This window comes from Arthrobacter sp. Z1-9 (assembly GCF_054792695.1).
Genome location: NZ_CP096456.1, coordinates 2041670 through 2064473, shown reverse-complemented (window position 1 = coordinate 2064473; position 22804 = coordinate 2041670). Strand labels below are relative to the sequence as shown.

Annotated in this window: 23 protein-coding genes and 1 pseudogene; 15 read left to right on the top strand and 9 right to left on the bottom strand. The window is 63.8% G+C overall.

All coding sequences use genetic code 11. The annotated features are described in order from the left end of the window. Positions 1-47 precede the first annotated feature (47 nt). Complete coding sequence (locus M1D93_RS09450; RefSeq protein ID WP_461174826.1) at positions 48-1283, bottom strand: PucR family transcriptional regulator; 1236 nt, start codon at positions 1281-1283, stop codon at positions 48-50. A 503-nt stretch (positions 1284-1786) separates the two neighbouring features. Here M1D93_RS09450 and M1D93_RS09445 point away from each other — a divergent pair. The 11 genes and pseudogenes from M1D93_RS09445 (at position 1787) to M1D93_RS09395 (ending at position 10804) form a co-directional block, all read left to right on the top strand. Beyond that, positions 1787-2215: a nucleotidyltransferase family protein gene (locus M1D93_RS09445; RefSeq protein WP_461174825.1), complete on the top strand. Its 429-nt coding sequence runs from the start codon at positions 1787-1789 to the stop codon at positions 2213-2215. 374 nt (positions 2216-2589) lie between these two features. Next, positions 2590-3084: a DUF2199 domain-containing protein gene (locus M1D93_RS09440; RefSeq protein WP_461174981.1), complete on the top strand. Its 495-nt coding sequence runs from the start codon at positions 2590-2592 to the stop codon at positions 3082-3084. Beyond that, on the top strand, positions 3081-3770 hold the full coding sequence (locus tag M1D93_RS09435; RefSeq protein ID WP_461174824.1) for a hypothetical protein: 690 nt from the start codon (positions 3081-3083) through the stop codon (positions 3768-3770). The genes M1D93_RS09440 and M1D93_RS09435 overlap by 4 nt, the downstream gene beginning before the upstream one ends. Before the next feature lie 282 nt (positions 3771-4052). After that, a complete protein-coding gene (locus M1D93_RS09430; RefSeq protein WP_461174823.1) occupies positions 4053-4508 on the top strand; it encodes an SRPBCC family protein in 456 nt (151 codons plus the stop codon). Positions 4509-5424: 916 nt separating this feature from the next. Continuing rightward, positions 5425-6021, top strand: coding sequence for a TetR/AcrR family transcriptional regulator (locus tag M1D93_RS09425; protein WP_461174822.1), 597 nt, complete (start codon positions 5425-5427; stop codon positions 6019-6021). 870 nt (positions 6022-6891) lie between these two features. Next, entirely contained in the window at positions 6892-7074 is a 183-nt protein-coding gene (locus M1D93_RS09420; protein WP_461174821.1) for a hypothetical protein, read from the top strand. Positions 7075-7306: 232 nt separating this feature from the next. Next, positions 7307-8091 (top strand): annotated as a pseudogene (locus M1D93_RS09415) (DUF2382 domain-containing protein). A 32-nt stretch (positions 8092-8123) separates the two neighbouring features. Further along, positions 8124-8651, top strand: coding sequence for a recombinase family protein (locus M1D93_RS09410; RefSeq protein ID WP_461174820.1), 528 nt, complete (start codon positions 8124-8126; stop codon positions 8649-8651). A 145-nt stretch (positions 8652-8796) separates the two neighbouring features. Beyond that, positions 8797-9441, top strand: coding sequence for a biotin transporter BioY (locus tag M1D93_RS09405; protein WP_461174819.1), 645 nt, complete (start codon positions 8797-8799; stop codon positions 9439-9441). Between the two features lie 11 nt (positions 9442-9452). Then, entirely contained in the window at positions 9453-10184 is a 732-nt protein-coding gene (locus M1D93_RS09400; protein WP_461174818.1) for an energy-coupling factor ABC transporter ATP-binding protein, read from the top strand. Next, complete coding sequence (locus M1D93_RS09395; RefSeq protein WP_461174817.1) at positions 10181-10804, top strand: energy-coupling factor transporter transmembrane component T family protein; 624 nt, start codon at positions 10181-10183, stop codon at positions 10802-10804. The genes M1D93_RS09400 and M1D93_RS09395 overlap by 4 nt, the downstream gene beginning before the upstream one ends. A 17-nt stretch (positions 10805-10821) precedes the next feature. Here M1D93_RS09395 and M1D93_RS09390 read toward each other — a convergent pair whose 3' ends face one another. Beyond that, positions 10822-12000 carry a thiolase family protein gene (locus M1D93_RS09390; RefSeq protein WP_461174816.1) on the bottom strand — a complete coding sequence of 393 codons (1179 nt, stop codon included), beginning with the start codon at positions 11998-12000 and terminating at the stop codon, positions 10822-10824. After that, a complete protein-coding gene (locus M1D93_RS09385; protein ID WP_461174815.1) occupies positions 11990-13396 on the bottom strand; it encodes a class I adenylate-forming enzyme family protein in 1407 nt (468 codons plus the stop codon). The genes M1D93_RS09390 and M1D93_RS09385 overlap by 11 nt, the downstream gene beginning before the upstream one ends. A 59-nt stretch (positions 13397-13455) precedes the next feature. Here M1D93_RS09385 and ypfJ point away from each other — a divergent pair, with 59 nt between their 5' ends. Continuing rightward, on the top strand, positions 13456-14334 hold the full coding sequence (ypfJ, locus tag M1D93_RS09380; protein WP_461174814.1) for a KPN_02809 family neutral zinc metallopeptidase: 879 nt from the start codon (positions 13456-13458) through the stop codon (positions 14332-14334). Between the two features lie 95 nt (positions 14335-14429). Here ypfJ and M1D93_RS09375 read toward each other — a convergent pair whose 3' ends face one another. From M1D93_RS09375 to M1D93_RS09350, 6 genes are all read right to left on the bottom strand, one after another. Next, positions 14430-14762 carry a metal-sulfur cluster assembly factor gene (locus tag M1D93_RS09375; protein ID WP_458778629.1) on the bottom strand — a complete coding sequence of 111 codons (333 nt, stop codon included), beginning with the start codon at positions 14760-14762 and terminating at the stop codon, positions 14430-14432. Between the two features lie 13 nt (positions 14763-14775). Then, complete coding sequence (gene sufC, locus M1D93_RS09370) at positions 14776-15564, bottom strand: Fe-S cluster assembly ATPase SufC (RefSeq protein ID WP_461174813.1); 789 nt, start codon at positions 15562-15564, stop codon at positions 14776-14778. Between the two features lie 79 nt (positions 15565-15643). After that, complete coding sequence (locus tag M1D93_RS09365) at positions 15644-16003, bottom strand: non-heme iron oxygenase ferredoxin subunit (RefSeq protein ID WP_461174812.1); 360 nt, start codon at positions 16001-16003, stop codon at positions 15644-15646. A 23-nt stretch (positions 16004-16026) separates the two neighbouring features. Next, positions 16027-17313, bottom strand: a complete 1287-nt coding sequence (sufD, locus tag M1D93_RS09360) for a Fe-S cluster assembly protein SufD (RefSeq protein WP_461174811.1) — start codon at positions 17311-17313, stop codon at positions 16027-16029. A 2-nt stretch (positions 17314-17315) separates the two neighbouring features. Further along, entirely contained in the window at positions 17316-18779 is a 1464-nt protein-coding gene (gene sufB / locus M1D93_RS09355; RefSeq protein WP_461174810.1) for a Fe-S cluster assembly protein SufB, read from the bottom strand. Next, complete coding sequence (locus M1D93_RS09350) at positions 18779-19612, bottom strand: helix-turn-helix transcriptional regulator (protein WP_461174809.1); 834 nt, start codon at positions 19610-19612, stop codon at positions 18779-18781. The genes sufB and M1D93_RS09350 overlap by 1 nt, the downstream gene beginning before the upstream one ends. A 115-nt stretch (positions 19613-19727) precedes the next feature. Here M1D93_RS09350 and M1D93_RS09345 point away from each other — a divergent pair, with 115 nt between their 5' ends. Genes M1D93_RS09345 through M1D93_RS09335 form a run of 3 tightly spaced genes read left to right on the top strand, consistent with a single transcriptional unit; the run spans position 19728 to position 22466 of the window. After that, positions 19728-20696, top strand: coding sequence for an ABC transporter ATP-binding protein (locus tag M1D93_RS09345; protein ID WP_461174808.1), 969 nt, complete (start codon positions 19728-19730; stop codon positions 20694-20696). Beyond that, positions 20693-21514: an ABC transporter permease gene (locus M1D93_RS09340; protein ID WP_461174807.1), complete on the top strand. Its 822-nt coding sequence runs from the start codon at positions 20693-20695 to the stop codon at positions 21512-21514. The genes M1D93_RS09345 and M1D93_RS09340 overlap by 4 nt, the downstream gene beginning before the upstream one ends. A 7-nt stretch (positions 21515-21521) precedes the next feature. Beyond that, entirely contained in the window at positions 21522-22466 is a 945-nt protein-coding gene (locus tag M1D93_RS09335) for a COX15/CtaA family protein (RefSeq protein WP_461174806.1), read from the top strand. The last annotated feature ends 338 nt before the right edge of the window (positions 22467-22804 follow it).

Genomic DNA, 22804 nt, shown 5'->3' with positions numbered 1-22804 from the left:
GACAGGAGGGGCAGGGCCACCGGCCCTGCCCCTCCTTGTGTCCGCTACTACCTTTGCCTGTCCTCGGGCACCAGTACTTGCGAACCGAAAGTATCCGCCAGGACCAGGGCCGTCTGAAGTTCAAACCGGCGTTCGGCAACGTCGTAGCCCAGCAACTCCCCGGCCCGCTTCACCCGGTACGCCACCGTATTGCGGGAGACGAACAGGCGCTGTGCGGCCGCGTGCGGGGAGCTTTCCTCCTGCAGGTAACACAGCAGCGTCGCCCGCAGGTCGGCAGCGTTCTCATTGTCTTTTGCCAGCGGGCCCAGCTCCCGCACCACCAAGTCCTTGGCCAAGTCGATGTCGACGGACAAAAGAGTCGGGATCGCTATGTCAGCGTAATAGGCATCCCATCCCTCGCCGTTGCGGCGAAGCCTTGATGTTCGTTCGGCGGCTTGCGCTTCCCTGTGGGACCGCTGGAACCCGGCAATGTCAGTCCCTGGGGTTCCTGCGGCCATACGCACATCCGGTTTTGCAGGGCGGTAATCACCTACGGTCGGCCTTGCGGAGAAACTGTTCCGGCTGCCCCATGCCCACACTCTGCCACCGCCGACGGGCATGACCAGTGTCTTCGTAGCCCCCATCCGGGCAAGGGCATCCAACGCAGTGGTTTCAAGTTCCGGGGTATCAGCGCTGTTCCGGACCGGATCAAACCAAAGCGTCAGGGCCACATGCTGCCGCGAGAGGTCGTAGCCCAGGTCCCGGCTTGCCTCGGCCCTGTCCGTGCGGGTGCCGTCGAGCACCTGCCGGATGATTTCCGCCTTCGCAGCGGCCGCGCTGACGGTCCACCGCTCCCGCTCGGCGAGGTACGTTGCTGCCATCTCTCCGGAAAACTCATCAATGTAACGGAACAAGCTCTCAGAAATAGTCTGCATCTGGTCCACCCGCTCTGCTTCAGGGACCAGTTCCCGACAAGAATCCAAAAAGGCTTTGGTCATCTGGGCGTGCCCCAGGCGCACACCCCGCAGAACCTTGTCCAAGGAAATGCCGCGACGAACAAAATCCACGTCGCCGCGCAGCGCTTCCTCGGTAATGGCCGGCAGGCCCTCCCCCTTGCTGCTAATCCAGATCAGTGAGCGGATAACCGAGGACTCAGGTCCCATCCGCAGCGATTCAAACTGCTCAGGCCCCCCTCCAAACGCGGGGATTTCTGCAATGATCCGCTCCGTCATCGCATACCCAACTTGGCAAGCCCACTCCACGGGGCCCTTGCCCAACCGCTCAACAGCATCTGCGATCGTCACCGGCCGACTTGCAGGCGGTGGAACAGCCACGTCTGGGTTCGGGTGCAACCGTTGAAGCCATAAATTAGCCTCGGTGACATCAGCATCTTTGCCGGACACGTCCCACACCCTCTTCGAACCGATTATGGAGCACCCCCGACCTGCGCCAGCGCTCTTCGGGAAGCTCGGGTAACAAGGCAGAAGCTTAGCGTTACTGGCCTTGAGTCCGCGGTCTGTACAACCCTCGAAACTGAGAAAATTCAACGTCGGAGGGCAGAAGGGTCATAGTATCCACACGGGTGCACCTCGCTGACAAGTACTATTCCTGATCGAACCGGTGTCTCGAAACCTAAGCGCCTCGAAACACTAGGGATAAGAGACCACAAAACTTGGGATCCATTGGTCGTTTTACTTGATCCAGCCCCTGCTTCCTTTCTGCATCACCCCGCCGGTGGACGGAAGCCCTTCGTAACGAATCCCCTTTACGGTGCTGAAATGAATTTTCAGCGGATAGCATCCCTTTCATGACACCAAGAGTGAAAGGACGCCGGCGAGCTGCCCAGCAAATCATCAGGGACGTCGCTACCTGGGCGAAGCAGGAAGACAAAGTGAGAGCTGTTGCTCTCGTGGGGTCTTACGCCCGAGGAGCTGAGCGAATGGCCAGCGATGTCGACCTAGTGGTGCTAAGCGACACTCCCAGAAGCCTTGAAGACGCGCGATGGTTTGAACAACTCCGTCCTGGGGCGCGCCTTATCCGCTCCGAGGTATGGGGGCCAGTACGAGAACGCAGATTTCGGTTGGCATCAGGATTGATCGTTGAATTGGGCATCGCTCCCTCGAGTTGGGCTCATACCCCCTTAGACGAAGGAACGCGTCGCGTCCTCAGCGACGGCCACCGCATTCTGTACGACACAGGCCTCCTCGGAAGGGCTTCCGCAAGCGTCACCAAGTAAGGCATCCGCTCCCCGTCGAACACTGCCTACAAGCAAAACGTGTACCCAGCGCAACGACCCGTTCCATCAATACGGAAGCTGTCGTCACATCAGCGTTTGTTCCCCCTGACGGGCGGCCTGCTCCTTCTCTCAGCCCGATTCGGTGTCTCGAAACCTTTTTGCCTCGAAACCCTAGAGTTATCAGACTCCTTTGCCCTGACTCGTTGTAGCCCCTGATCCATCCGGTACTGCCAAGTCAGCTCGATAACCCGAATCGTACCCACGGTGTGGAAGTCCGACTGAGGAGTCACTCGTTTTAGGCCGGCCTACCTCCCGCTACTTCGCCTGGACCCGCGACGTAGACTCACCTGAGCAACTACAAATTGGGGGATGTGATGTTCGGTAAGAAGCACGCGTGCGGGATGTGCGGGCAAGCTCTGGCGGCCCACGATAGAGATGTTCGGTTCCGTCTCCCGGATCCAGTGCTGGAGAGCCCTGAACAGCACCGGGTCGAGGACAGCTGGCTGAGCGACCCGGACCCCAACAAGGCCACGCTCATGCAGATCCCGAATATCAGTCCTTTCGTCCGTGCCCTGCTTCCGATCAGGCTGCAGGGCGGGCACGAGTTCCGGTTTGGGGTCTGGATCGCCATCCACCCCGATGACCTCCAGCACGCCTGCAGGGTCTGGAACGCGCCCCAGTACGTCGACCTGAGACTCACTGGGTACCTGGCTAACAGGATCCAGCCCTGGGGCCTGTTCGCCGTGCCAGTAGATTTGGCTGTCCTGAACGCGGACCAGACTCCATACTGCGTGTCCAGCTCGAACGAGGAGCTGAACGAGGTGCTAACCAGGGAGTGGCCACATGACATCCTGGCGACACTGCCGTGATTCAGCAACGGCCAGCCCGCCGCCCATGGACGTTCGCCGCGGTCTGCGTGATGGTGACCTCGCTGACGCTTCTGGTGTTCGGCCTGACGCAGGTGCCCGTGATCGAGCTGTTGCCCGGGTACGTGACCGCCTACCTGCTGATCGGGGTGTGCATCTTCGGCCCGCACGGCAAACTCCCGTCACTTCGGCAGGCCGCGGCGTTCCTGCTTCCCGGCGCCCTGCTCGTGGTCCTGGCGCTGCTGAACCTGGGTTTTTGGTGCGGCGGCTGGCTGCTCGGGCTCCCGGCCTGGGGGCTGCTGCTGAGCCGATCGACGACGGCAAACCCGATCCGGGCCGTGGACGTGTTGAAATTCCTTGGGCTGCTGGTGCTGGGCCTGGCGGTCTTCACGTTCAACGTCATCTGGGTGATTTTCAGCCTCGGCCTGTTCCTGCTCCCGATAGTCCCCTTGGTCCGGCTGGCCTACCCTGAGTACCGGACCAGGCCTTTGCAAACGGCCGTGGAGGTACTTCTGGCATTGGCTGCCGTCGTGGTTGCCTTTGCTATTCCCACCCCCGAAGGGTCATGGTCCTCGCCCTGGGTGTATGCGGGCGGGGCCGCGACGGCTGGACTCATGATCACATATTGGGCGTGGAGCCTCCCCCGCCGTTCCCGGCGCCCGCAGCTCAATAACGGAGCCATCGTCTAGCCTCCGGTCTCTTAACCCCTGTGTCGCGTATCCCTTTGGTTTCGAGACAACTTGGTCGTCCACCCACGGCCCTGTGCCTTCTTCTGGGCAGACAAGGCCGGCGCCGTTTCTCGTGGACCAGTAGTCCGCGGCGAAGATGGCATCTTTCGGAGTAAACGCCCATTGCGGGATCTATCTGTGCGTTTCGCTACCCGTTGACATGGCTACGGGCTGCGGCCCACACTGGCGCTACCTGTGCCGGGCAAGCCGTGCCTGCCGCGGGCCTGTTCAAGGAGTGGCAAGATGCCTGTTGTAGAAGAAAGCGTCTTCATCAACCGCCCGCCTGAAGATGTTTTCCAATACCTCACCAAGACTGAGAACATTCCAATCTGGGATTCGTCGGTTATCCAGGCTCAACAGGTCGAGGACGGTCCGGTCGGACTCGGCACGCGCTCAAAGGGGACCAGCAAAGTCTTGGGCCGACAGTTTGACTGGCTAACTGAAAACGTCCACTTTGACCCCCCGAAGCAGACCGTCATTCGCTCCGTAGAAGGCAAGTTCGACTTCACGATCAGCAACGTCCTGGAACCGGAGGCCGGTGGAACGCGCTTCACATACCGTGTTGAGGTGAACAGCGGCATGGGCGGATTCTTTGGCAAGCTTGCTGATCCACTTGTTCAGAAGGCCCACGCCCGCACCGTACGTGCCAACCTGGACACCCTCGCTGATCTGTTAGGTGAACATCCCGGCGGCATTTGAGGCTTATGCACATACGCGTTCTGCAGTTCTCTAGGCTGGAGGAGCAACTCATGGATCCAGAGAGGAGGAAGAACGACTTCCTTGAATAATCCTCGGCCACCAGTCGCCGTTCTGCCTGACACGACTGATACACGGGTGTTGGTGGAACTGACCAGTCATGCTAATGACCTTTCGGAAGCTGCACACGCCCTCACCAGCGCCTTAGCCATGGGTGAAGACTCTGAGCTGTGGATGCTCTGACGTCGCATGCCGTCACGGCGTATGTTCGCCCCTTCATCTTCTCTACGGTTCGCCGACGATTGGACAAGATGTCGGCGAAGACGTCGCGCTTTTGCACGCCGACGGAGAGCAATGCGTCGAACTGCAGCTGGGCATCCTGGTTCGGAGAACTCACCCGCGTGTAGCCCAATTGCCTCATCAGGCCATTCTGGCTCAAAAAGTCCATCACGGGCCTGCACTGAGACGATTTACGGTGAGACGCGTTTCCGGGATATCAGCCGGCCCGGTTTTCTGAGTCTGCCGCTGGCTGTGAATGGCAGCGGTAATTGGCGCTTTCTATCAGCGCTAGATGGCACCCTGCGGGTTCCTGCGTGCTCGCACCGTCTGTAGAGCGTTGCTGGGGGCATCCAGAGATCGCGGGAGATCTGCGCAGCGGGTTCGGGTCCTGAGACGGGGGCAGTCAAATTCGGCAGTTGTTTCTTGTGTAAATGCAGGTGCGGTTCTGGTCGTGAGTTTGTGGAGGTGCCAAGGCAACGCTGCAGAATGATTGCCTAATCGGACCTGAACTGTACTGACCGGTCTGTCTGGTTTGGTGTAGTGTCTGGTGGTGATGGAACACACTCAGAGCTCCTTAGCTGACCCGGTTGGCATTTCTGCCCCTTCACTGCCAGCTCAGGTTGGCGCGCGGGAGCGCATATTGGCTGCCGCTTACGAGTTGTTTGCGCAGCGTGGTATCCGCGATGTTGGCATAGCCGAGCTGATTTTGCGGGCCGGGGTTGCCAAGGCAACGTTTTATGGACACTTCGCCTCCAAGGATGAGTTGGTCCTCGCCTTCCTGGAACGCTGCCATCAGAACCTTACTGTCGAGCAGATCATTGCCGAATGCAGCAGGAGATCCGAGGACCCAGCAGCCCAGCTGCTGACCATTTTCGATGTTTTGGACGGGTGGTTCCGCCGGGATGATTTCCAGGCCTGCGCCTTCGTGAGCACCATGCTGGAAATGGGCCCCACCCATCCCTTGGGAGAGGCCTCCATCAGCTATTTGGCCCAAGTAAGGGCCTTCATGCGAACACTCGCCGAGAAGGCAGGTCTGGACCAGCCGGACGTTTTTGCCCGGTCCTGCCACATCCTGACGAAGGGCTCCATCATCTCAGCGGTCGAAGGAGACAGAGAGGCAGCCGTGTTCGCCCAAAAGATGGCCGTCTCCCTCATTTACGACCACGGGGGCGGCAACGCTCTGGCCGGTGGCGGCCTGGTGATGGCCGGCAACCGCATCGGTAACAACCACGCCTGACCCTCGTTCTTCCCGGCCCCGGGCCGGGAAGTAGCTGATTCTGCTTGACCTTTTGTTTGTCCGCCGGACGATGGTCCGGGAGTTCCGCTTAGCGTCCCTTCGTGCAGGGCGCTGAGTGTTATGTCGCTGTAGCCAAACGGCGGCGCACCGCACCTTGTTTGAAAAGAGCCACCGTGGCGTATTCAGAGTTCGATCAGTTCCTCCAGGAATCCACTTATCGTGTACAGGAGTCAGACTCGTCTCTTGATGGGGACTCCTTATATGGGCTCTACACCAGCTGGTGCAGCGTGTCCCACAACATCCCTCGGTCAGAGCACACGTTCTGGGAGGCAATGAGTCATCGCGTTGGTCCCGGACAGGGTCTGCGCATGAAGGGACCGGCGGCTGCCGACTACATCCTGACCAGCTACCCGGCCCTGGTATGAACCCCACCATGACCACAGCGTCAAGCAGTTACATTCCCCGCCACGCGCATCAGCCCCGGGGGAAACGCCCCTGGTGCCCGACGTGTGACACCGACCTGCACCTCGAGGTTGAATCGCCGACCGTTCCGGGTCGGCAGGCAGACGCTCTCGCAGTGGCCGTCCTCTGTTCCAATTGCCGCAGATCCCGGGTGCTGGACACCACAGCAGATCATTTGGCCGTCCTGGTTGCGCATCAGGCTCGGTGTTCGCTCAGGGATCGAAAGTGCGTGCCGCCGGGGTGCGTCGGTGCCGGGGGTGGCCACGAGGCACAAGAATCATTTAGTAAGCTTGCTTGCCATTCTGATGGTAAGCATGCTTAGAATTCTTGCAGTAGTGGCCGGGCATGTTGGCCTAAAACCGCCAGGACGAACCCGTTGCCGGCTCCCTGACTGAAAGGCTCAAGCCCTTGGACATTCTTGACTCTTACGGGAAGGCCCTGGCCAACATCGCCAGCATCTTCATTTTGGGCATCGGCATCATTGCAGCCCTGAACCAGGTGGACATCGCCACCACGGTAACCACCCCCACCTCATCGCAGTCCTCGCTGCCGTGGTCGGCGTCATCATCGTCGGTGTTGGCGGTGGCCTGACCGGGCCGATGTCCCGCCGTTGAGGGTTACCTGGCAAAAGCAGAAGCTGAAGCTCCCAAAATAAAGGCCGAAGCAGCCTCCTCGCCTTCGGCGAAGGACCAGCTGACCGCCAAGGCAAAGCAAGCCACGGAGACCGCGTCCTCCGGGGGCGCCCACGCCACCACCAAGAACCCCCTCGCCTGATACAGGCACCACCCAATTTTTTTACCCGCAGTACGAGAAGGAGAACATCATGATCAGCACTGAGAACCTTCCTTCACTGGCTACCGGCGGCGGCAACGTCGTTGGATCCGACGGGACCAAGATTGGGTCTATCGGACAGATCTACGCCGATGACGACACATCGGAACCGACCTGGGTCACGGTCAAGACCGGGCTCTTTGGCACCCACGAGTCCTTCGCCCCCCTGGATGCAGCCACGCAGGACGGCAAGGACATCGTTGTCCCCTACACCAAGGACAAGGTCAAGGACGCGCCCCGCGTCGCCCCCGACGGTCACCTTGAGCCTGAAGAAGAAGATCAGCTCTACACGTACTACGAACGTTCCGGGGGTGCCGCTTACACCGGAACAACCCGGGACGCCACCGATGGGGACACCAGCGCGCGGGGTGCCGTGGGCCACGACACTTCAGGTCCCACCACCGATGATGCGATGACCCGCTCGGAAGAACAGCTCCGCGTCGGCACCGAAAAGCAAGCCACCGGCCGAGCACGGCTGCGCAAGTATGTTGTCACCGAGAACGTCACCACCACGGTCCCGGTCCAGGTGAAGAAGTCCGCCTCGAACGCGAGCCCATCACTGAGGAGAACCGCGGCGCGGCAATGGCTGGCCCCGCCATCAGCAAGGAAGAGCACGAGGTCATCCTCCACGAGGAACGCCCTGTCGTGCAGAAGGAAACCGTCCCCGTCGAACGCGTTCGCCTCGACAAGGAGACCGTGACCGAACAGCACACCGTGACCGAGGAAGTGCGAAAGGAAAACATCGAACTCGACGACGACGGCCGCGCCAGTCGCTAAAGCCCGACCCCCCTGCCGGTACGCCCTCCGGCGTGAACAGCGGTAATGCCAGCCGGTCCGCCCTCCGTTCAGGATGGCGAACCGGCTGGCTTCAACGCTGCTGCACTCACAAATGGAGAGCCGGGGACACGTTCATCGTCACCAAACTCGATCGCCTCGCCCGCTCGGTAAGGGACGTCTACCAAATTGCTGACGATTTAGCGGCAAGGGAAGTAAAGCTCAGTATCGGCGGCTCCGTTTACGATCCCACGGACCCCATGGGCAAGCTCCTGTTCAATGTCCTCGCCATGGTTGCCGAATTCGAAGGTGACCTCATCAGGTTACGAACCAAGGAAGGGATGAAGATTGCCAAGGCCAAAGGCCGGCTACGGGGAAAAAAGCCCAAGCTTTCCCCCAAACAGGAAGCACTCCTGGTCCAATTGCATGCCAACGGCGAACACACCACGTCCGAGCTGGCGGAACTGTTTTCGGTAGGACGCTCCACTGTCTACCGCGCACTCGACCGCGCCCGTATCAAGGAAGCAGCCGCAGAGGCCAAGCGACCCAAGCCCGAGCAGTAGTGCATCCCAGACCAGAGCACGGTTGTGCCCAAACCTCAGCGGCCGGCCCCGGCTTTAGTAGACCCCCTACAAAATAGAGTCAGTCCCACCGCAGTAACGTCGGCAGTACAACAGATTCCGCTTGTACAACCCCGACAGGACTGCCATGAGCAACACTGACACTGCCGTCAAAAACACCCTGAACACCGGGCGCCGCCGGTGGAACGCCACCGACCTTGGACTGATCGCCGTCTTCGCCGCCCTCGTCGCCGGCGCGGCGCTGGTGCCCGGACTGGCCGTCAACGGCTTCGGCGTGCCCATCACCTTCCAGACCCTTGCCGTGATGCTCACCGGCCTGGTGCTGGGCCCGGGGAGGGGCTTCGCCGCCGTCGGACTCTACGTCCTGCTGGGCCTCGCCGGCCTGCCCATCTTCAGCCAGGGCCGCAGCGGCCTGGGCATCCTTGCCGGTCCCTCCGCCGGCTACATCATCGCCTTCCCCATCGCCGCGGGCATCGTAGGATGGCTGGCCACAGTGGTGATCCGCCGGACCACCAAAGCCCGGGCCCTGTGGCTGTTCCTTTCCGCCACTGTCACCAGCGTTGTGATTGTGCACTCACTGGGCGTCGCGGGCATCGCACTGAACACCAAGGCCACCCTCGAACAGGCCTTCCTGAGCGACGTCGTCTTCTACCCGGGAGACATCATCAAGAACATCCTGGCGGCAGTCATCGCCGTCGCCCTCCACCGCGCCTTCCCGGACATCCTGGTGCGCCGCGCGCGGCGGAATGTCACCCAGCCCGCGAAGGCCTAAGGAACTAACCCATGCCCGCAGTGACCTTCGACCAGGTGACCGTCGCCGTCGAGACGGACCACGCCCCTGAGCCCAAAGTCCTGCTCAACGGGGTCCACCTCCGGCTTGAGGAACGGCGCGTCGGCGTTATCGGCGCCAACGGCTCCGGGAAATCCACGCTGCTGCGCCTGGTCAACGGCCTCGTCCAGCCAACGGCGGGGACGGTCTCCGTCGACGGCGACGATACAGTCCGTGCCGTGCGTAAAGTGCGCCGGAGCGTCGGCTTTGTCTTCACAGATCCCCTGTCCCAGCTGGTCATGCCCACCGGCCGTGAGGACGTGGAATTGTCACTCCGCCGCTCCGTCAAGAACGGCGCCGAGCGCCGCAACAGGGCCGAGGCGGCGCTGGAACGCCTGGGGCTCCTGCACCTGGCGGACCAGAGCATCTACGAGCTCTCCGGCGGTGAACGCCAACTCATGGCGCTCGCCGCCGTGCTCGCGGTGGACCCAGCGGTGCTGGTCCTGGACGAGCCGTCCACCCTCCTTGACCTCCGCAACCGCGAACTCCTCCGCCGGACCCTGTCCGGACTGGACCAGCAGATCATCATGTCCACCCACGACCTGGACCTCGCCCTGGAAATGGACCGGGTGCTCGTCATCGAACAGGGAAAAGTCACGTTCGACGGCGGCCCCGCTCAGGCCTTGGCAGCGTACCGGGCCTTGTGCATGAGGGGTCTTCAAGCTCAAGGACCGGCCAGCCGATGAGGGGCCACGGTTTCCTCCTGGCCAACTACGTGCCGGGCAACTCCTTCATTCACCGGGCGCCGCTGGCGCTGAAGTTCCTCCTGGTCTTCGCTTGCGGGCTGGCCTCGTTCATCATCATCGACTGGCGGGTTTCGCTGGCAGTTCTGGGCGGGCTCGTCGGCCTCTTCCTGCTGGCAGGTGCCGGCCTGAAACGCCTCTGGGCCGCCATCCGTCCGCTCGCGGCCGTCCTGCTGGTGATCGGACTCTTCCAGTGGTGGCAGCTGGGAGCACCAACCGCTGCCCGGATCGTACTGAACATCCTGGTGTGTGTGGTGGCGGCGTCGCTGCTGACCGCCAGCACTCCGGTACAGCTGCTGCTGGACGGAGTGGTCAAAGCGGCCACCCCCTTCCGGCGGTTCGGCGCGGACCCCGAGCGGTTTGCCCTCACCATCGGCATCATGCTGCGGAGCATCCCCTACATCGCCGGAACATTCGCCGACGTCCGGGATTCGGCACGGGCCCGGGGGCTGGAGCGCAATCCCCGCGCCCTGATCCTGCCGGTGTTCATCACCTCGGTGGCCTTCGCCCGGCAGACGGGCGAAGCGCTCGCCGCCCGCGGCTTGGGCGACGCCGAAGACTAAGCTCCCGGGAGAGCGCCCTAGAGCCGCTCGTACTGCAGCAGGGCGGCGGTACCCATTCCGCCGGCGATGCTGATCATGGCCAGCGCAAGACTGCCGGGCGTCCCCACCCTCCGTGCCTGGGCCAGCAGGCGGGTCACCAGCACAGCACCCGACGCCCCATAGGCGTGCCCGAGGGCCAGCGCCCCGCCGTCGAGATTCACCCGCTCGGCGTCAATAGCCAGCTCGTCAAGGCAGGCAAGCGTCTGCGACGCGAATGCCTCGTTGAACTCCACCAGGTCCAATTCCTCCGCTGTCACGCCCGCGGCCATGAGCACGTTGCGCGCGGCAGCCGCGGCACCGACACCCAGCAGCTCAGGATCCACCCCCACTGTGCCGGTGCCGAGCACCAGCAGGCCGTCAGGAACACCCCATTCCCGTGCCCGCTGCAGGGAAGTGATGACGACGGCGGAGGCAGCGTCAGCGTCGAAGCAGGAGTTTCCGGCGGTGACAGTTCCCCCGTCCACGAAGGCGGGCGGGAACCGTGCCATCACCGCGGCGCCCAGGCCCCGCCTCGGCCCGTCGTCGACAGCAACAGCACCGTCAGCGGCGGGCACCGGGACCAGCTCGCCGTCGAAATGACCGGCTTCTGCAGCAGCGAGGGCCAACCGATGGCTGCGCAGGGCAAACGCGTCCTGCCGATCCCTGCTGACGCCGAAGTTCCGCGCTACGTTTTCTGCGGCTACACCCATGTCCGGATCACCGAAGCTGTCCGGCACAAACTGTGCCCGCCCGTAAAACTCCGGCCCGCCGTCGTCGTTCCGGTGCGCACGCAGGGGCGCGCTACTGGTGCTTTCCACTCCCCCGGCCAGATACAGCGGGTTGCCTCCGGCCGCCACGAGCCCGGCAGCGAGGACGATCGCGTCCAGGCCCGAGCCGCACTGCCGGTCCACAGTGAGGCCGGGGACCGTAACGGGCAGGCCTGCTTCCAGCAGTGCAAGCCTGGCCACGTTGCCGCCGCCGCCCACCGCGTTGCCGATTACCACATCCGTAACAGCCCCCGGCTCCATCCCCGGCCCCGCCACGAGCTCCCGCAGGACGGGGGCCAGAAGCTGGTGCGCGCGCATCTGCCGCAACGCTCCGTTGGTGCGGCATACCGAGGTGCGGCGGGCCGCGATGATGACGGGCTGGCGGTCCGGCGGAAGGAGCTCAGCCGCCAAGGTTCGTGATCCTGTGGTCCCGCGAACTGATCCACTCCAGCAGCAGGTTACGGCTGACCTTCCCGCGGTCAGTCGTGGGCAGTTCACTGACCGAATAGTAGTGAAGGGGCCACTTATCGCGGGCCAGGAAGTTTTCCAGGCCCGCTTTCAGCTGGGTGGCGGTAACAGCACCGGCGGACGGGACAACGCCGGCAACCACACGCTGGCCCCGCAGGTCATCCGGCATCCCGGCGGCCACAGCCGCGGCGACGCCCGGCACGGCCGCCAGCGCCAGTTCCACCTCGTGCGGGTACACGTTCCTGCCGGCAGTGAGGATCATGTCCGAACGGCGCCCCAGGATGTGGAGCTCCCCCGCCTCGAGGTAGCCCTGGTCCCCCACCGTGAACCATCCATCAAATGATTTCAGCGCCTGGCCGTCGTCACCCCAGAGGTAGCCGTTGCTGACCATTGGGCTCCGCACACAAATGTTGCCGGCGGTGCCGTCCGGAAGGGCTGCTCCGGAGTCATCGAGGATCCTGACCTCCACACCGGGAAAGGGACGGCCGATGCCGGTCCCGCCCACGGCTGCCTCTTCGCCCGCGGGCAGGCCGGCCCCGGAAACAAAGCTCAACTCCGAAGCGCCGTAGTACTCGAAGATCGTGGCGTTCGGGGCCCAGCGGCGGGCAGCTTCGAGGGTCCGGGCATCGAGTTTCGAGCCGGCGCAGATGATGGTGCGGACCCCGGAGGCGTCCACGCATCCCGCCAGTCCACGTTCGCTAAGCATCCTCAGCATGGTGGGCACCAGCACCAGCCGGGTGACGCGGTCGTGCGTGATGGCCACATGGACGTCGCCGACGTCGAACGTTTCGAGCGTCTGGAATTCTGAGCCCGCGTAGAGGCACTCGGCCAGGGCGTAGAGGTTAAGGCTGGCTGCCAGCGGTCCCGGTGCGAGAGTGACATCGTCCTGGCGAAGCCCGAAGAACTCGATGGACGCGTCGAAGGACTCCTGCCAGGACCGCCGGGACCGGGTGAAGGCCTTCGGGACGGAGGTGGTGCCCGAAGTGAGGCCGATGAGGAACGTGGATTCCCCCGGGCCGTCGGCAAGTTCGTCGTCCGGAGCCACTGCGGCAGGCTGCGCCGATGACTCGACGCGGTGGACTATGTCCTGCTGAAGCGGAGCAGGCCAGGTGGGATCAAGGACGCCGCACTGGCGCCCGCCGGCCACCGCGGCAGCTAACTTTACGGCGAAATCGGCTGAATTGGCTTCGCAGAGGGCGGTCACGGCCTTCGTTTCGCCAACTAGGGCTGCTGCCGAATCACGAAGTTCCGCCCAGCTCAGGCGTTGACCGGCGACCACGACGGCGGTGTCGTGCGGCCGTTCTTCGGCCCAGCGCTGGATTTTGTTGAGGAAAGGCATCGGTTCAACTTTACCGGCCGGCACGGATTGAGCTTCCGGTCCACGGGTAATGTGACTTTATGAGTTTCAATGACAATGTGCAGCTGGATCCCTCACAGGTCCAGGACCGGCGCGGCATGGGCCGCGGAGCGAAGGTAGGCGGCGGTATCGGCGGCGGGCTCATCCTGCTCATCGCCGCGCTCCTCGGCGTCAACCCGCAGTTGCTGGAAGGACTGGCAGGGGCCGGGCAGGCGCCGCAAAGCCAGGGCACGGCCCCTGCCTGCGATAGGGGGGCCGATGCTGATGCCCGGGTGGACTGCCGCATCACCGGCACCGTAAACAGCCTGAACGCGTTCTGGCCCGCCTATCTGCAGCAGTACAACGTGCAGTACCCGCGGCCGACGACAGTGATCTTCGAGCAGGGGGTCGACACAGGTTGCGGTTCGGCTTCCAGCGCCGTGGGCCCGTTCTACTGCCCGGCCGACACCACTGCCTACTTCGATCCCGGCTTTTTCCAGGAGCTCGTGGATCGGTTCGGTTCCTCCGGCGGTCCCCTGGCCCAGGAGTATGTGGTGGCCCACGAGTTCGGGCACCACATCCAGAACGTGCTGGGAAACCTTGACCGTGCGCAGCAGGATCCGCAGGGCCCTGAGTCCGGCGCCGTGCGTGTTGAACTTCAGGCCGACTGCTATGCAGGGCTCTGGGCCAAACACGCGTCAACCCAGCCGGGCCCGGCAGGCGAGCCGTTCCTGGAGGCGCTCACACCGCAGGACCTGAACGACGCGATGTCCGCCGCCTCGGCCGTCGGCGATGACCGGATCCAGGAGGCCGCCACCGGACGAGTCTCCCCCGAAGCCTGGACCCACGGCTCCAGCGAGCAGCGCCAGCGGTGGTTCTACCAGGGCTACGAGACCGGCGACATCAACCAGTGCGACACCTTCTCGGCACCGACGCTCTAACTCCTGACGCTTCTGCATTAAGTAAGACGACGGCCGGTTACCTTCGCTTGGAAGGTAACCGGCCGTCGTCGTACTTAATGTTTTATGGCGTGGGATCAGATGTTGAAGCCGAGGGCCCGCATCTGGTCCTTGCCGTCGTCCGTGATCCGCTCAGGACCCCATGGCGGCATCCACACCCAGTTCAGGCGCCAGTCGTCAACAACGCCGTCCAGGGCCTGGCCCACCTGCTCCTCGAGGACATCGGTGAGCGGGCAGGCGGCGGTGGTCAGGGTCATGTCGATCAGCAGCGCGCCGTCGTCATCGGAGTACTTCAGGCCGTACAGCAGCCCCAAGTCCACGATGTTAACGCCCAGCTCAGGGTCGATGACATCCTTCAGCGCCTCTTCGACGTCCTCAAGGCTCGTGCGGGACGCGTTGATTTCGGTCATGGCAAAGTCCTTACTAGGCCGTTGCCGCGGCGGGTGCAGCGGCAGCGCCGGCGCCCTTCGCGTAGCGGTCGTAGCCTTCTTCTTCCAGGCGGTCGGCCAGCTCGGGGCCGCCTTCCTCAACAACCTGGCCGTCCACGAACACGTGCACGAAGTCAGGCTTGATGTAACGCAGGATCCGCGTGTAGTGCGTGATGAGCAGCGTGCCCATCTTGCCTTCGGCGTGGGCACGGTTGACGCCCTCTGAAACAACCTTCAGCGCGTCAACGTCCAGGCCGGAGTCGGTCTCGTCCAGGATGGCGAACTTGGGCTTGAAGAGTTCCAGCTGCAGGATTTCCACACGCTTCTTCTCGCCGCCGGAGAAGCCTTCGTTGACGTTGCGCTGTGCGAAGTCGGCGTCGATGCGGAGCTGCTCCATGGCAGCCTTGACGTCCTTGGTCCAGGTGCGCAGCTTGGGGGCTTCGCCGTCGATGGCGGTCTTGGCGGTGCGCAGGAAGTTGGTCATGCTGACGCCGGGGACCTCCACCGGGTACTGCATGGCCAGGAAGACGCCGGCGCGGGCACGCTCGTCAACGCTCATTTCCAGGACGTCTTCGCCGTCCAGGGTGATGGAACCGCTGGTGACGTTGTACCGCGGGTGGCCTGCGATGGTGGAGGCCAGCGTGGACTTGCCGGAACCGTTGGGGCCCATGATGGCGTGGGTTTCCCCGGTCCGGATGGTCAGGCTGACGCCCTTCAGGATTTCCTTGGTGCCCTGCTCCGTCTCAATGCTGACGTGCAGGTCCTTGATCTCAAGAGTAGACATGTGTCTTGTTCTCCTCTGCACCGTGCCTGGCGGCTGCGGTGCGGTCTTTGTCTGGAAGTTGGTTCGTAATTCTGTGGTGCTAGCTGAAGTTGGGGGCTTCGGCGCCGTTGAGGATGGTGGTGAAGTCCACGTAGACCTCGTCTCCCCGGATCTCGACGGCGAACACCGGAACGGGATCGTAGGCCGGCAGCTGCAACGGTTCCCCGCTGCGCAGGTCGAACTGGGAGCCATGGCCCCAGCACTCGATGGCGCAGCCCTCCACTTCGCCCTCGGACAGGGAGATGTCCGCGTGCGAGCAGGTGTCACCGATTGCGTGGATCTCCCCCATGGAGTCCTTGACGATCGCGACGGGGTAGTCGTCGATCAGGATCCGCAGCGCCTGCTTCAGCTGGATTTCGTCCACCTTGCAGACAAGCTCGCCCTTTGGCTGGTCAGTCATCGTTAAACCCGTGCCCCGTACCCTTAGTTTTCCGTCAGTGCGAGTTCGTGCTCAACAGCCTCGGTCAGCCGCTCCTCGATGGAGGGGACCTTGATCTGCTGGATGATCTCGTTCAGGAAGCCGCGGACCACCAGGCGGCGGGCCACCGACTCCGGGATGCCGCGGGCCATGAGGTAGAACAGGTGCTCGTCATCCATCCGGCCGGTGGCGCTGGCGTGGCCTGCACCCTCGATCAGTCCGGTCTCGATTTCGAGGTTGGGCACCGAGTCGGCGCGGGCGCCCTCGGTCAGCAGCAGGTTGCGGTTGGCCTCGTAGGTGTCGGTGCCTTCTGCTTCCTTGCGGATCAGGACGTCACCAACCCAGACGGCGTGGGCGTTGCGGCCCTGCAGCGCACCCTTGTAGAGCACGTTGGACTTGCAGTTGGGCACTGCGTGGTCCACGAACAGACGCTGCTCCAGGTGCTGGCCGGCGTCGGCGAAGTACAGGCCGAACAGCTCGGCCTCGCCGCCGGGGGCGGTGAAGCGTGCCGACGGCGTGACGCGGACCAGGTCGCCGCCGAGGCTGACCATCACGTGCTTGAGCTTGGCGTCGCGGCCGATCTTTGCCTGCTGGGAGGAGGCGTGGACAGCGTCGTCGTTCCATTCCTGGAGTGAGATAACCGTCAGGCTGGCGCCGTCTTCCACGATGATCTCTACGTTTTCCGATACCACGGCGGATCCCCTGTGGTTCAGGACCACAACTGCCTTGGAGAACTTTTCCGCCACGATCACGAGGTGCTGGGCGGCTGCCTCGAGGGAGGTGCCTTCGATGTCGACGGAGATCTCCGTCAGGGCTTCGAACTCAGCCGGGATGGTGACGACAGTGGCTCCGGCGAAGTTTTCCCAAGCGTTGGCTGACACGCGGTCCTCGGGGATACCGGCGGTACCAATGCGCTTGTCGTCGCGGTTGACGCTTTCCACGGTGACCTGCTCGGGTCCGGTGACCACCACGGTGGGTGCAGCGCCGGAGAGGACCTCGGAGTGCAGGCCGCGGAGGCGCTTCAGCGGGGTGAAGCGCCAGTCTTCCTCCATGCCGGTGAGCGGCTTGAAGTCGGCAAGCTTGTAGGAGGTCAGCCGGCCGGCGCGTGAGCTGTCCGGGATGCCGACGCCGCCGCCGTGGGAGTGGCTTTTGGCCGAAGCGCCGGCGAGCGGCGCCTTGGAGCCTGCCGCGTTGATCGGCGAGAGGCTCTCGCCTTCTTCGGTGAAGCCGTCGATGAACGGCTGGGCTGAGGGCGCGCCGATGCGTGCCTTTTCAGTAGTAATTTCAGTCATCGTTATCCGACGGACCCTTCCATCTGCAGTTCAATCAGGCGGTTCAGCTCAAGTGCGTACTCCATGGGGAGCTCGCGGGCAATGGGCTCAATGAAGCCGCGGACGATCATCGCCATGGCTTCGTCTTCGCGCATGCCGCGGGACATCAGGTAGAAGAGCTGCTCTTCGCTGACCCGGGAAACAGTTGCCTCATGGCCCATCACAACGTCGTCCTCGCGGATGTCGATGTACGGGTAGGTGTCGGAGCGGCTGATGGTGTCCACCAGCAGTGCGTCACAGCGGACAGTGTTGGCGGAGTGCTTGGCGCCTTCGCGGACCTGTACCAGGCCGCGGTATGCAGCACGGCCGCCGCCGCGGGCCACCGACTTGGAAATGATGGAGCTTTTGGTGTTCGGCGCGATGTGCACCATCTTGGATCCGGTGTCCTGGTGCTGGCCCTCGCCGGCAAAAGCGATGGACAGGGTTTCTCCCTTGGCGTGCTCGCCCACGAGGTAAACGGCCGGGTACTTCATGGTGACCTTGGAGCCGATGTTGCCGTCGACCCATTCCATGGTGGCGCCCTCTTCGCAGATGGCACGCTTGGTCACCAGGTTGTACACGTTGTTGGACCAGTTCTGGATGGTGGTGTACCGGACGCGGGCGCCCTTCTTCACGATGATCTCCACCACTGCAGAGTGCAGGGAGTCCGAGGTGTAGATCGGAGCGGTGCAGCCTTCGATGTAGTGGACGTAGGAGTCCTCGTCGGCGATGATCAGGGTCCGCTCGAACTGGCCCATGTTCTCGGTGTTGATGCGGAAGTATGCCTGCAGCGGGATGTCTACGTGGACGCCCTTGGGGACGTACACGAAGGAGCCGCCGGACCAGACGGAGGTGTTCAGCGAAGCGAACTTGTTGTCGCCCACCGGGATCACGGTGCCAAAGTACTCCTGGAAGATCTCCGGGTGTTCCTTCAGCGCGGTGTCGGTGTCCAGGAAGATGACGCCCTGCTTCTCAAGGTCCTCACGCAGCTGGTGGTAGACAACCTCGGACTCGTACTGGGCGGCGACGCCGGACACGAGGCGCTGCTTTTCGGCCTCGGGGATGCCCAGCTTGTCGTAGGTGTTCTTGATGTCCTCGGGCAGGTCTTCCCAGGTGGCAGCCTGCTTCTCGGTGGAGCGGACAAAGTACTTGATGTTGTCGAAGTCAATGCCGGACAGGTCCGCACCCCAGGTGGGCATGGGCTTGCGGTCGAAGTACTTCAGGCCCTTGAGGCGCAGGTCAAGCATCCACTCGGGCTCGCTCTTCTTGGCCGAAATGTCCCGGACCACTTCTTCGTTGAGCCCACGGCGTGCGTTGGCGCCGACGTCGTTCTTGTCAGCCCATCCGTACTCGTAGTTGCCGATGCCGTGCAGCTCGGGATTCTTTTCCAGAATCTCCGAGATCACAGTGTTTTCGGCTACCGCTTTCTCTGATAGTTGGTCCGTCATCACGGCCTTTCTTGCTGCTGGTTGTTTACTTCATTCAGGCTGGCGGGGGCTGCCATGGGCCTCATGGGCCGTTCGGCAGACAGCCTGCCTGTGGGTATGTGGGTGGTGCAGACGTGCCCGCCGCGGGCCAGCGTGGAGAGGCGGCGCACGTCCACGCCCACCAGCTTCGAGAACACTTCGGTCTCCACGTCGCAAAACACGGGGAACCGGGCGGCGAGCTGCTGGATGGGGCAGTGGCCCTGGCACAGCTGCACGCTGGAGAGGGCCGCCGGGAGCGGGGGCTTAGCCTCGATGGAGGCGGCCGAGGCCACGAAGTTGTCGCGGCTCAAGGCGTCCGCCAAGGCTTTGGCGCGGTCAGTGATGTCCGGGCCCGCCTGGTCGATTTCGGGGGCGTAACGGCGTTCCATGTCGGCGAAGCGCTCGACGGCGAATGCCCGCACCGCGTCCGGCCCGGCAACCTTTTGAAGCTGCTGGAGCGCAAGGGCTGCAATGTCCAGGTAATCGTTGCCGAGGCTCGACTGGCCCTGCGAGCTGAGGACATAGCGCCGTGCGGGACGGCCTGCCCCGCCGCCGGATTTTGCCACACGCTTGACTTCAATAACGCCGGCACGGGATAAATGGTCCAAGTGCCGCCGGACCGCCGCCGGAGTGAATCCCAGCAGGTCGCCGAGTTCAGCGGCGCTGACGGGTCCATGTTCCAGGACGGCCGAGAGGACTCGGTCCCGGGTGCGCTCATCGGCATCAGCCACCGGACCGGCGGCCAGGGGGCCACGGTCTGCGGGAGCCTGTGAGGCCCCGTGCCCGGCAAAGGGCACAGCAGTAGCATTGCTCATAGAATACACAACACAATCATGTCGTAATTTAGTCCCCCGCTCCAGTAAGGGCAGGCTGACCTCAGCAGGCTCCGGTGCGGACGGCGGAAAATACTACGTCCCGTAGAATACTGGGGTGCGATCCCCCCATTCCCCGGTTCTGTCCATCAGCGGGCTAGTTAAGGATGTAGGCCCGCTTGGGAGCCTGGACGGAAAGATGCTCCGGGTGGTGAGCGGGGTCTCCCTCGTCGCCGAGCGGGGTCAGGTCACCGCCCTCCTAGGGGCCAATGGTGCCGGGAAAACCACCACGCTTGAATGTGCCCAGGGCCTTCAAAAGCGAAGCGGCGGCACAATCTCCCTGCTGGGGTACGACCCCGCGACTGCGGGGGCGGAACTGCGGTCCCGCGTAGGCGTCATGCTCCAGGACGGCGGGCTGCCGCCGTCGTCCAGGCCCGTTCCCTTGCTGCGGCATATTGCCGGGCTTTACGCACGCCCCTGGCCCGTGGACGACTTGATGGAACGGCTGGGCATCGGCGCCTTCAGCAGGACCACGGTCCGCCGGCTCTCCGGCGGGCAGAAGCAGCGCCTGGCCCTCGCCGCTGCGCTGGTCGGCCGGCCGGAGGTCCTGTTCCTGGACGAACCAAGCGCCGGCTTGGACCCGCAGTCCCGGCAACTGGTGTTCGACCTCATTTCCGAGCTACGGGATGCGGGGATGGGCATCATCCTCACCACGCACCTGATGGACGACGCCCAGCGGCTGGCTGACTACGTTTACATCATCGACGGCGGCCGGAACGTGGCGGAGGGCACCGTCCAGGAGCTGCTCCAGCGCAATCCTGCCGTGGAAACAGGGTCCGAACACATCCGAACGCTTGAGTTCGAAGCGCGCCCAGGGCTGGATTTTTCCGGGCTTCTGCCGGAAGGCATTGACATCTCCGAGAACCGCGCCGGGAGCTACTCAGTCACGGGCAGCCTGACACCGGGGCACCTGGCAGCACTGGCCAGGTGGTGGGAGGCGCACGACATCATGCCCGCTTCGATGAGCCTGCAGGCGCGTAGCCTTGAAGACGTCTTTCTGGATATTTCGGGAAAGGACATCCGATGAACGGGACACCGTCCGGCGCTGCCGGAGATGCTTTGGGCGATACTTCAGTCGCCGCCCTGGGCGGCATTTCCGGCCGGCAGGAGCCTGCCTCGCTGCTGCGCCGCGTTCTGCTGCAGGGCAAGTACGAGGCTTTAGCCATGCTACGGAACGGCGAACAGCTGATCCTGGCGGTGGTGCTGCCGCTCCTGGCGCTTGTCGGCCTCACCGTGACTCCGTTCCTGGACGGATTCGGGGGCAGCCGGATCGACGTCGCCGTACCCGGGATCCTTGCCCTGTGCGCCATGTCCACGGCATTCACCGGCCAGGGCATCGCCACCGGCTTCGACCGCCGCTACGGCGTGCTCCGCTTCCTGTCCACCACTCCCCTGGGTCGCGGCGGGCTGATCGCCGGCAAAGCGTTGTCGGTCCTGGCCGTCCTCTGCCTGCAGGTGGCAGCCGTCACTGCGGTTGCCCTGTCCTTGGGATGGCAACCCCGGGCAGCCGGCTGGGTTCCCGGCCTGTTCCTCCTGGCACTGGGCGCCGCCGCCTTTACCGCACTGGGGCTGCTGGTGGCGGGGACGGTCCGGCCGGAAGCCACGCTGGCCATCACCAACCTCCTCTGGATTTTGCTTGGCGCACTGGGCGGAATCGTCCTCCCGGCGGAACGCCTGCCTGCCGGCGTCCAGGCAATGGTGGAGTTCCTGCCTTCCGGCGCGCTGGGTGAATCCCTGCGTGAGGCTTTCCTTGCCGGCACGCTTAACGGCGGCGCCACCATCATCCTGCTGCTTTGGACAGTCGTCGCCGGGGCAGCAGCCATCCGTTGGTTCAAGTGGAATTGAGATATCCGTGAGCACGGCTGCACGCCTCCCCCAGTTTGTTAACCGCCTGTCGTCCCGGCTGCCCCGCAGCGTGGACGTCCGGATCCGCCGCCTGGCGGTTGCCTCCCTGATCGGCCAGACCCTCCTGGTGGTCACCGGCGGAGCCGTGCGGCTGACGGCCTCCGGCCTGGGCTGCCCCACCTGGCCGCGCTGCACGGACACTTCACTGGTGAACACACCGGAAATGGGCATTCACGGGTTTATCGAATTCGGTAACCGGCTCCTCACTTTCGCCCTTGCCGCCGTCGCCGCCCTGATGCTGGTGTACCTGTGGAACCTCCGCAAGGAGCGCCGGGACCTTTTCCTGCTGGCCCTCGGCCTGCTGGCCAGCATCCCTGCCCAGGCCGTGATCGGCGGCATCACAGTCCTGACCAACCTCAACCCCTGGGTGGTTGGCCTGCACTTCCTGGTGTCCATGGCGCTGGTGGTATTCGCCACGCTTCTGGTTAATCGCGCCTTTGGCCGGACAGGCCGGTTCCGGACCGCCTCCCATGCCGCACTGCCGGGCGTCATGCGTCCGGTGACCGCCGCCGTCGCGCTCTTCTCCGCGCTTGCCGTGATGCTCGGCGTGGTGGTGACCGGAGCCGGTCCGCACGCGGGCGACGCCGACGCTCCCCGCAACGGGCTGGACTGGGACCTGTTCTCCCACATCCACGCCGTGCCGGCCTACCTCATCACCGCTGGAACCTTCGTGGCACTCGCGCTGGTGTTCCTGCGCCGGATCACCGGGCCCTTCCGTACCGCGGTCCTTGGGCTCCTGGGAGTTACGGTCCTGCAGGCCGTCATCGGGTTCACCCAGTACTACAACGGCATTCCCGCGCTGCTGGTGGCCGCCCATATGCTGGGGGCCGCGCTGCTGATGGCGGCCGCAACCAATGCGTGGGATATCGCCCGGTCCAGCCCTGTGGAGTAGGCGCTGTAGCATCACTTCGTCTCCTTGACGCCGGCGGCTGCCCGGTTCTGCCCGGTCTTCCGCGCGTAGTGGTGAGCGAACCCGTCCGGGGAGCCGTTCACGGGAATACTTTGTCAAATGCCCGAAGGTGCTGCGCACCTCGGGTTCTTGATGCGTCAGTAAACGGTCGAATTTGGCGCCGGGAAAGGCATTGGGGCCACCGGTACCACGCATTGCCTTTTTTCATTTCGCCCGCCCGAGGGCACTAATCCCGTTACGGCCGCCGTCAGAACCTGAACAGCATATGGTGCAACCTTGGGGAATCCTTGGCAGCGAAACCTTGGAGGTTTCCCCAAGGC

What these genes read in the sequence shown, in the direction of transcription:
- M1D93_RS09445 (WP_461174825.1), top strand. Translation starts at nt 1,787, where the DNA reads ATGACACCAAGAGTGAAAGGACGCCGGCGAGCTGCCCAGCAAATCATC.
- M1D93_RS09440 (WP_461174981.1), top strand. Translation starts at nt 2,590, where the DNA reads ATGTTCGGTAAGAAGCACGCGTGCGGGATGTGCGGGCAAGCTCTGGCG.
- M1D93_RS09430 (WP_461174823.1), top strand. Translation starts at nt 4,053, where the DNA reads ATGCCTGTTGTAGAAGAAAGCGTCTTCATCAACCGCCCGCCTGAAGAT.
- M1D93_RS09405 (WP_461174819.1), top strand. Translation starts at nt 8,797, where the DNA reads ATGAGCAACACTGACACTGCCGTCAAAAACACCCTGAACACCGGGCGC.
- M1D93_RS09400 (WP_461174818.1), top strand. Translation starts at nt 9,453, where the DNA reads ATGCCCGCAGTGACCTTCGACCAGGTGACCGTCGCCGTCGAGACGGAC.
- M1D93_RS09395 (WP_461174817.1), top strand. Translation starts at nt 10,181, where the DNA reads ATGAGGGGCCACGGTTTCCTCCTGGCCAACTACGTGCCGGGCAACTCC.
- M1D93_RS09385 (WP_461174815.1), bottom strand. Translation starts at nt 13,396, where the DNA reads ATGCCTTTCCTCAACAAAATCCAGCGCTGGGCCGAAGAACGGCCGCAC.
- ypfJ (WP_461174814.1), top strand. Translation starts at nt 13,456, where the DNA reads ATGAGTTTCAATGACAATGTGCAGCTGGATCCCTCACAGGTCCAGGAC.
- M1D93_RS09375 (WP_458778629.1), bottom strand. Translation starts at nt 14,762, where the DNA reads ATGACCGAAATCAACGCGTCCCGCACGAGCCTTGAGGACGTCGAAGAG.
- sufC (WP_461174813.1), bottom strand. Translation starts at nt 15,564, where the DNA reads ATGTCTACTCTTGAGATCAAGGACCTGCACGTCAGCATTGAGACGGAG.
- M1D93_RS09365 (WP_461174812.1), bottom strand. Translation starts at nt 16,003, where the DNA reads ATGACTGACCAGCCAAAGGGCGAGCTTGTCTGCAAGGTGGACGAAATC.
- sufD (WP_461174811.1), bottom strand. Translation starts at nt 17,313, where the DNA reads ATGACTGAAATTACTACTGAAAAGGCACGCATCGGCGCGCCCTCAGCC.
- sufB (WP_461174810.1), bottom strand. Translation starts at nt 18,779, where the DNA reads ATGACGGACCAACTATCAGAGAAAGCGGTAGCCGAAAACACTGTGATC.
- M1D93_RS09350 (WP_461174809.1), bottom strand. Translation starts at nt 19,612, where the DNA reads ATGAGCAATGCTACTGCTGTGCCCTTTGCCGGGCACGGGGCCTCACAG.
- M1D93_RS09340 (WP_461174807.1), top strand. Translation starts at nt 20,693, where the DNA reads ATGAACGGGACACCGTCCGGCGCTGCCGGAGATGCTTTGGGCGATACT.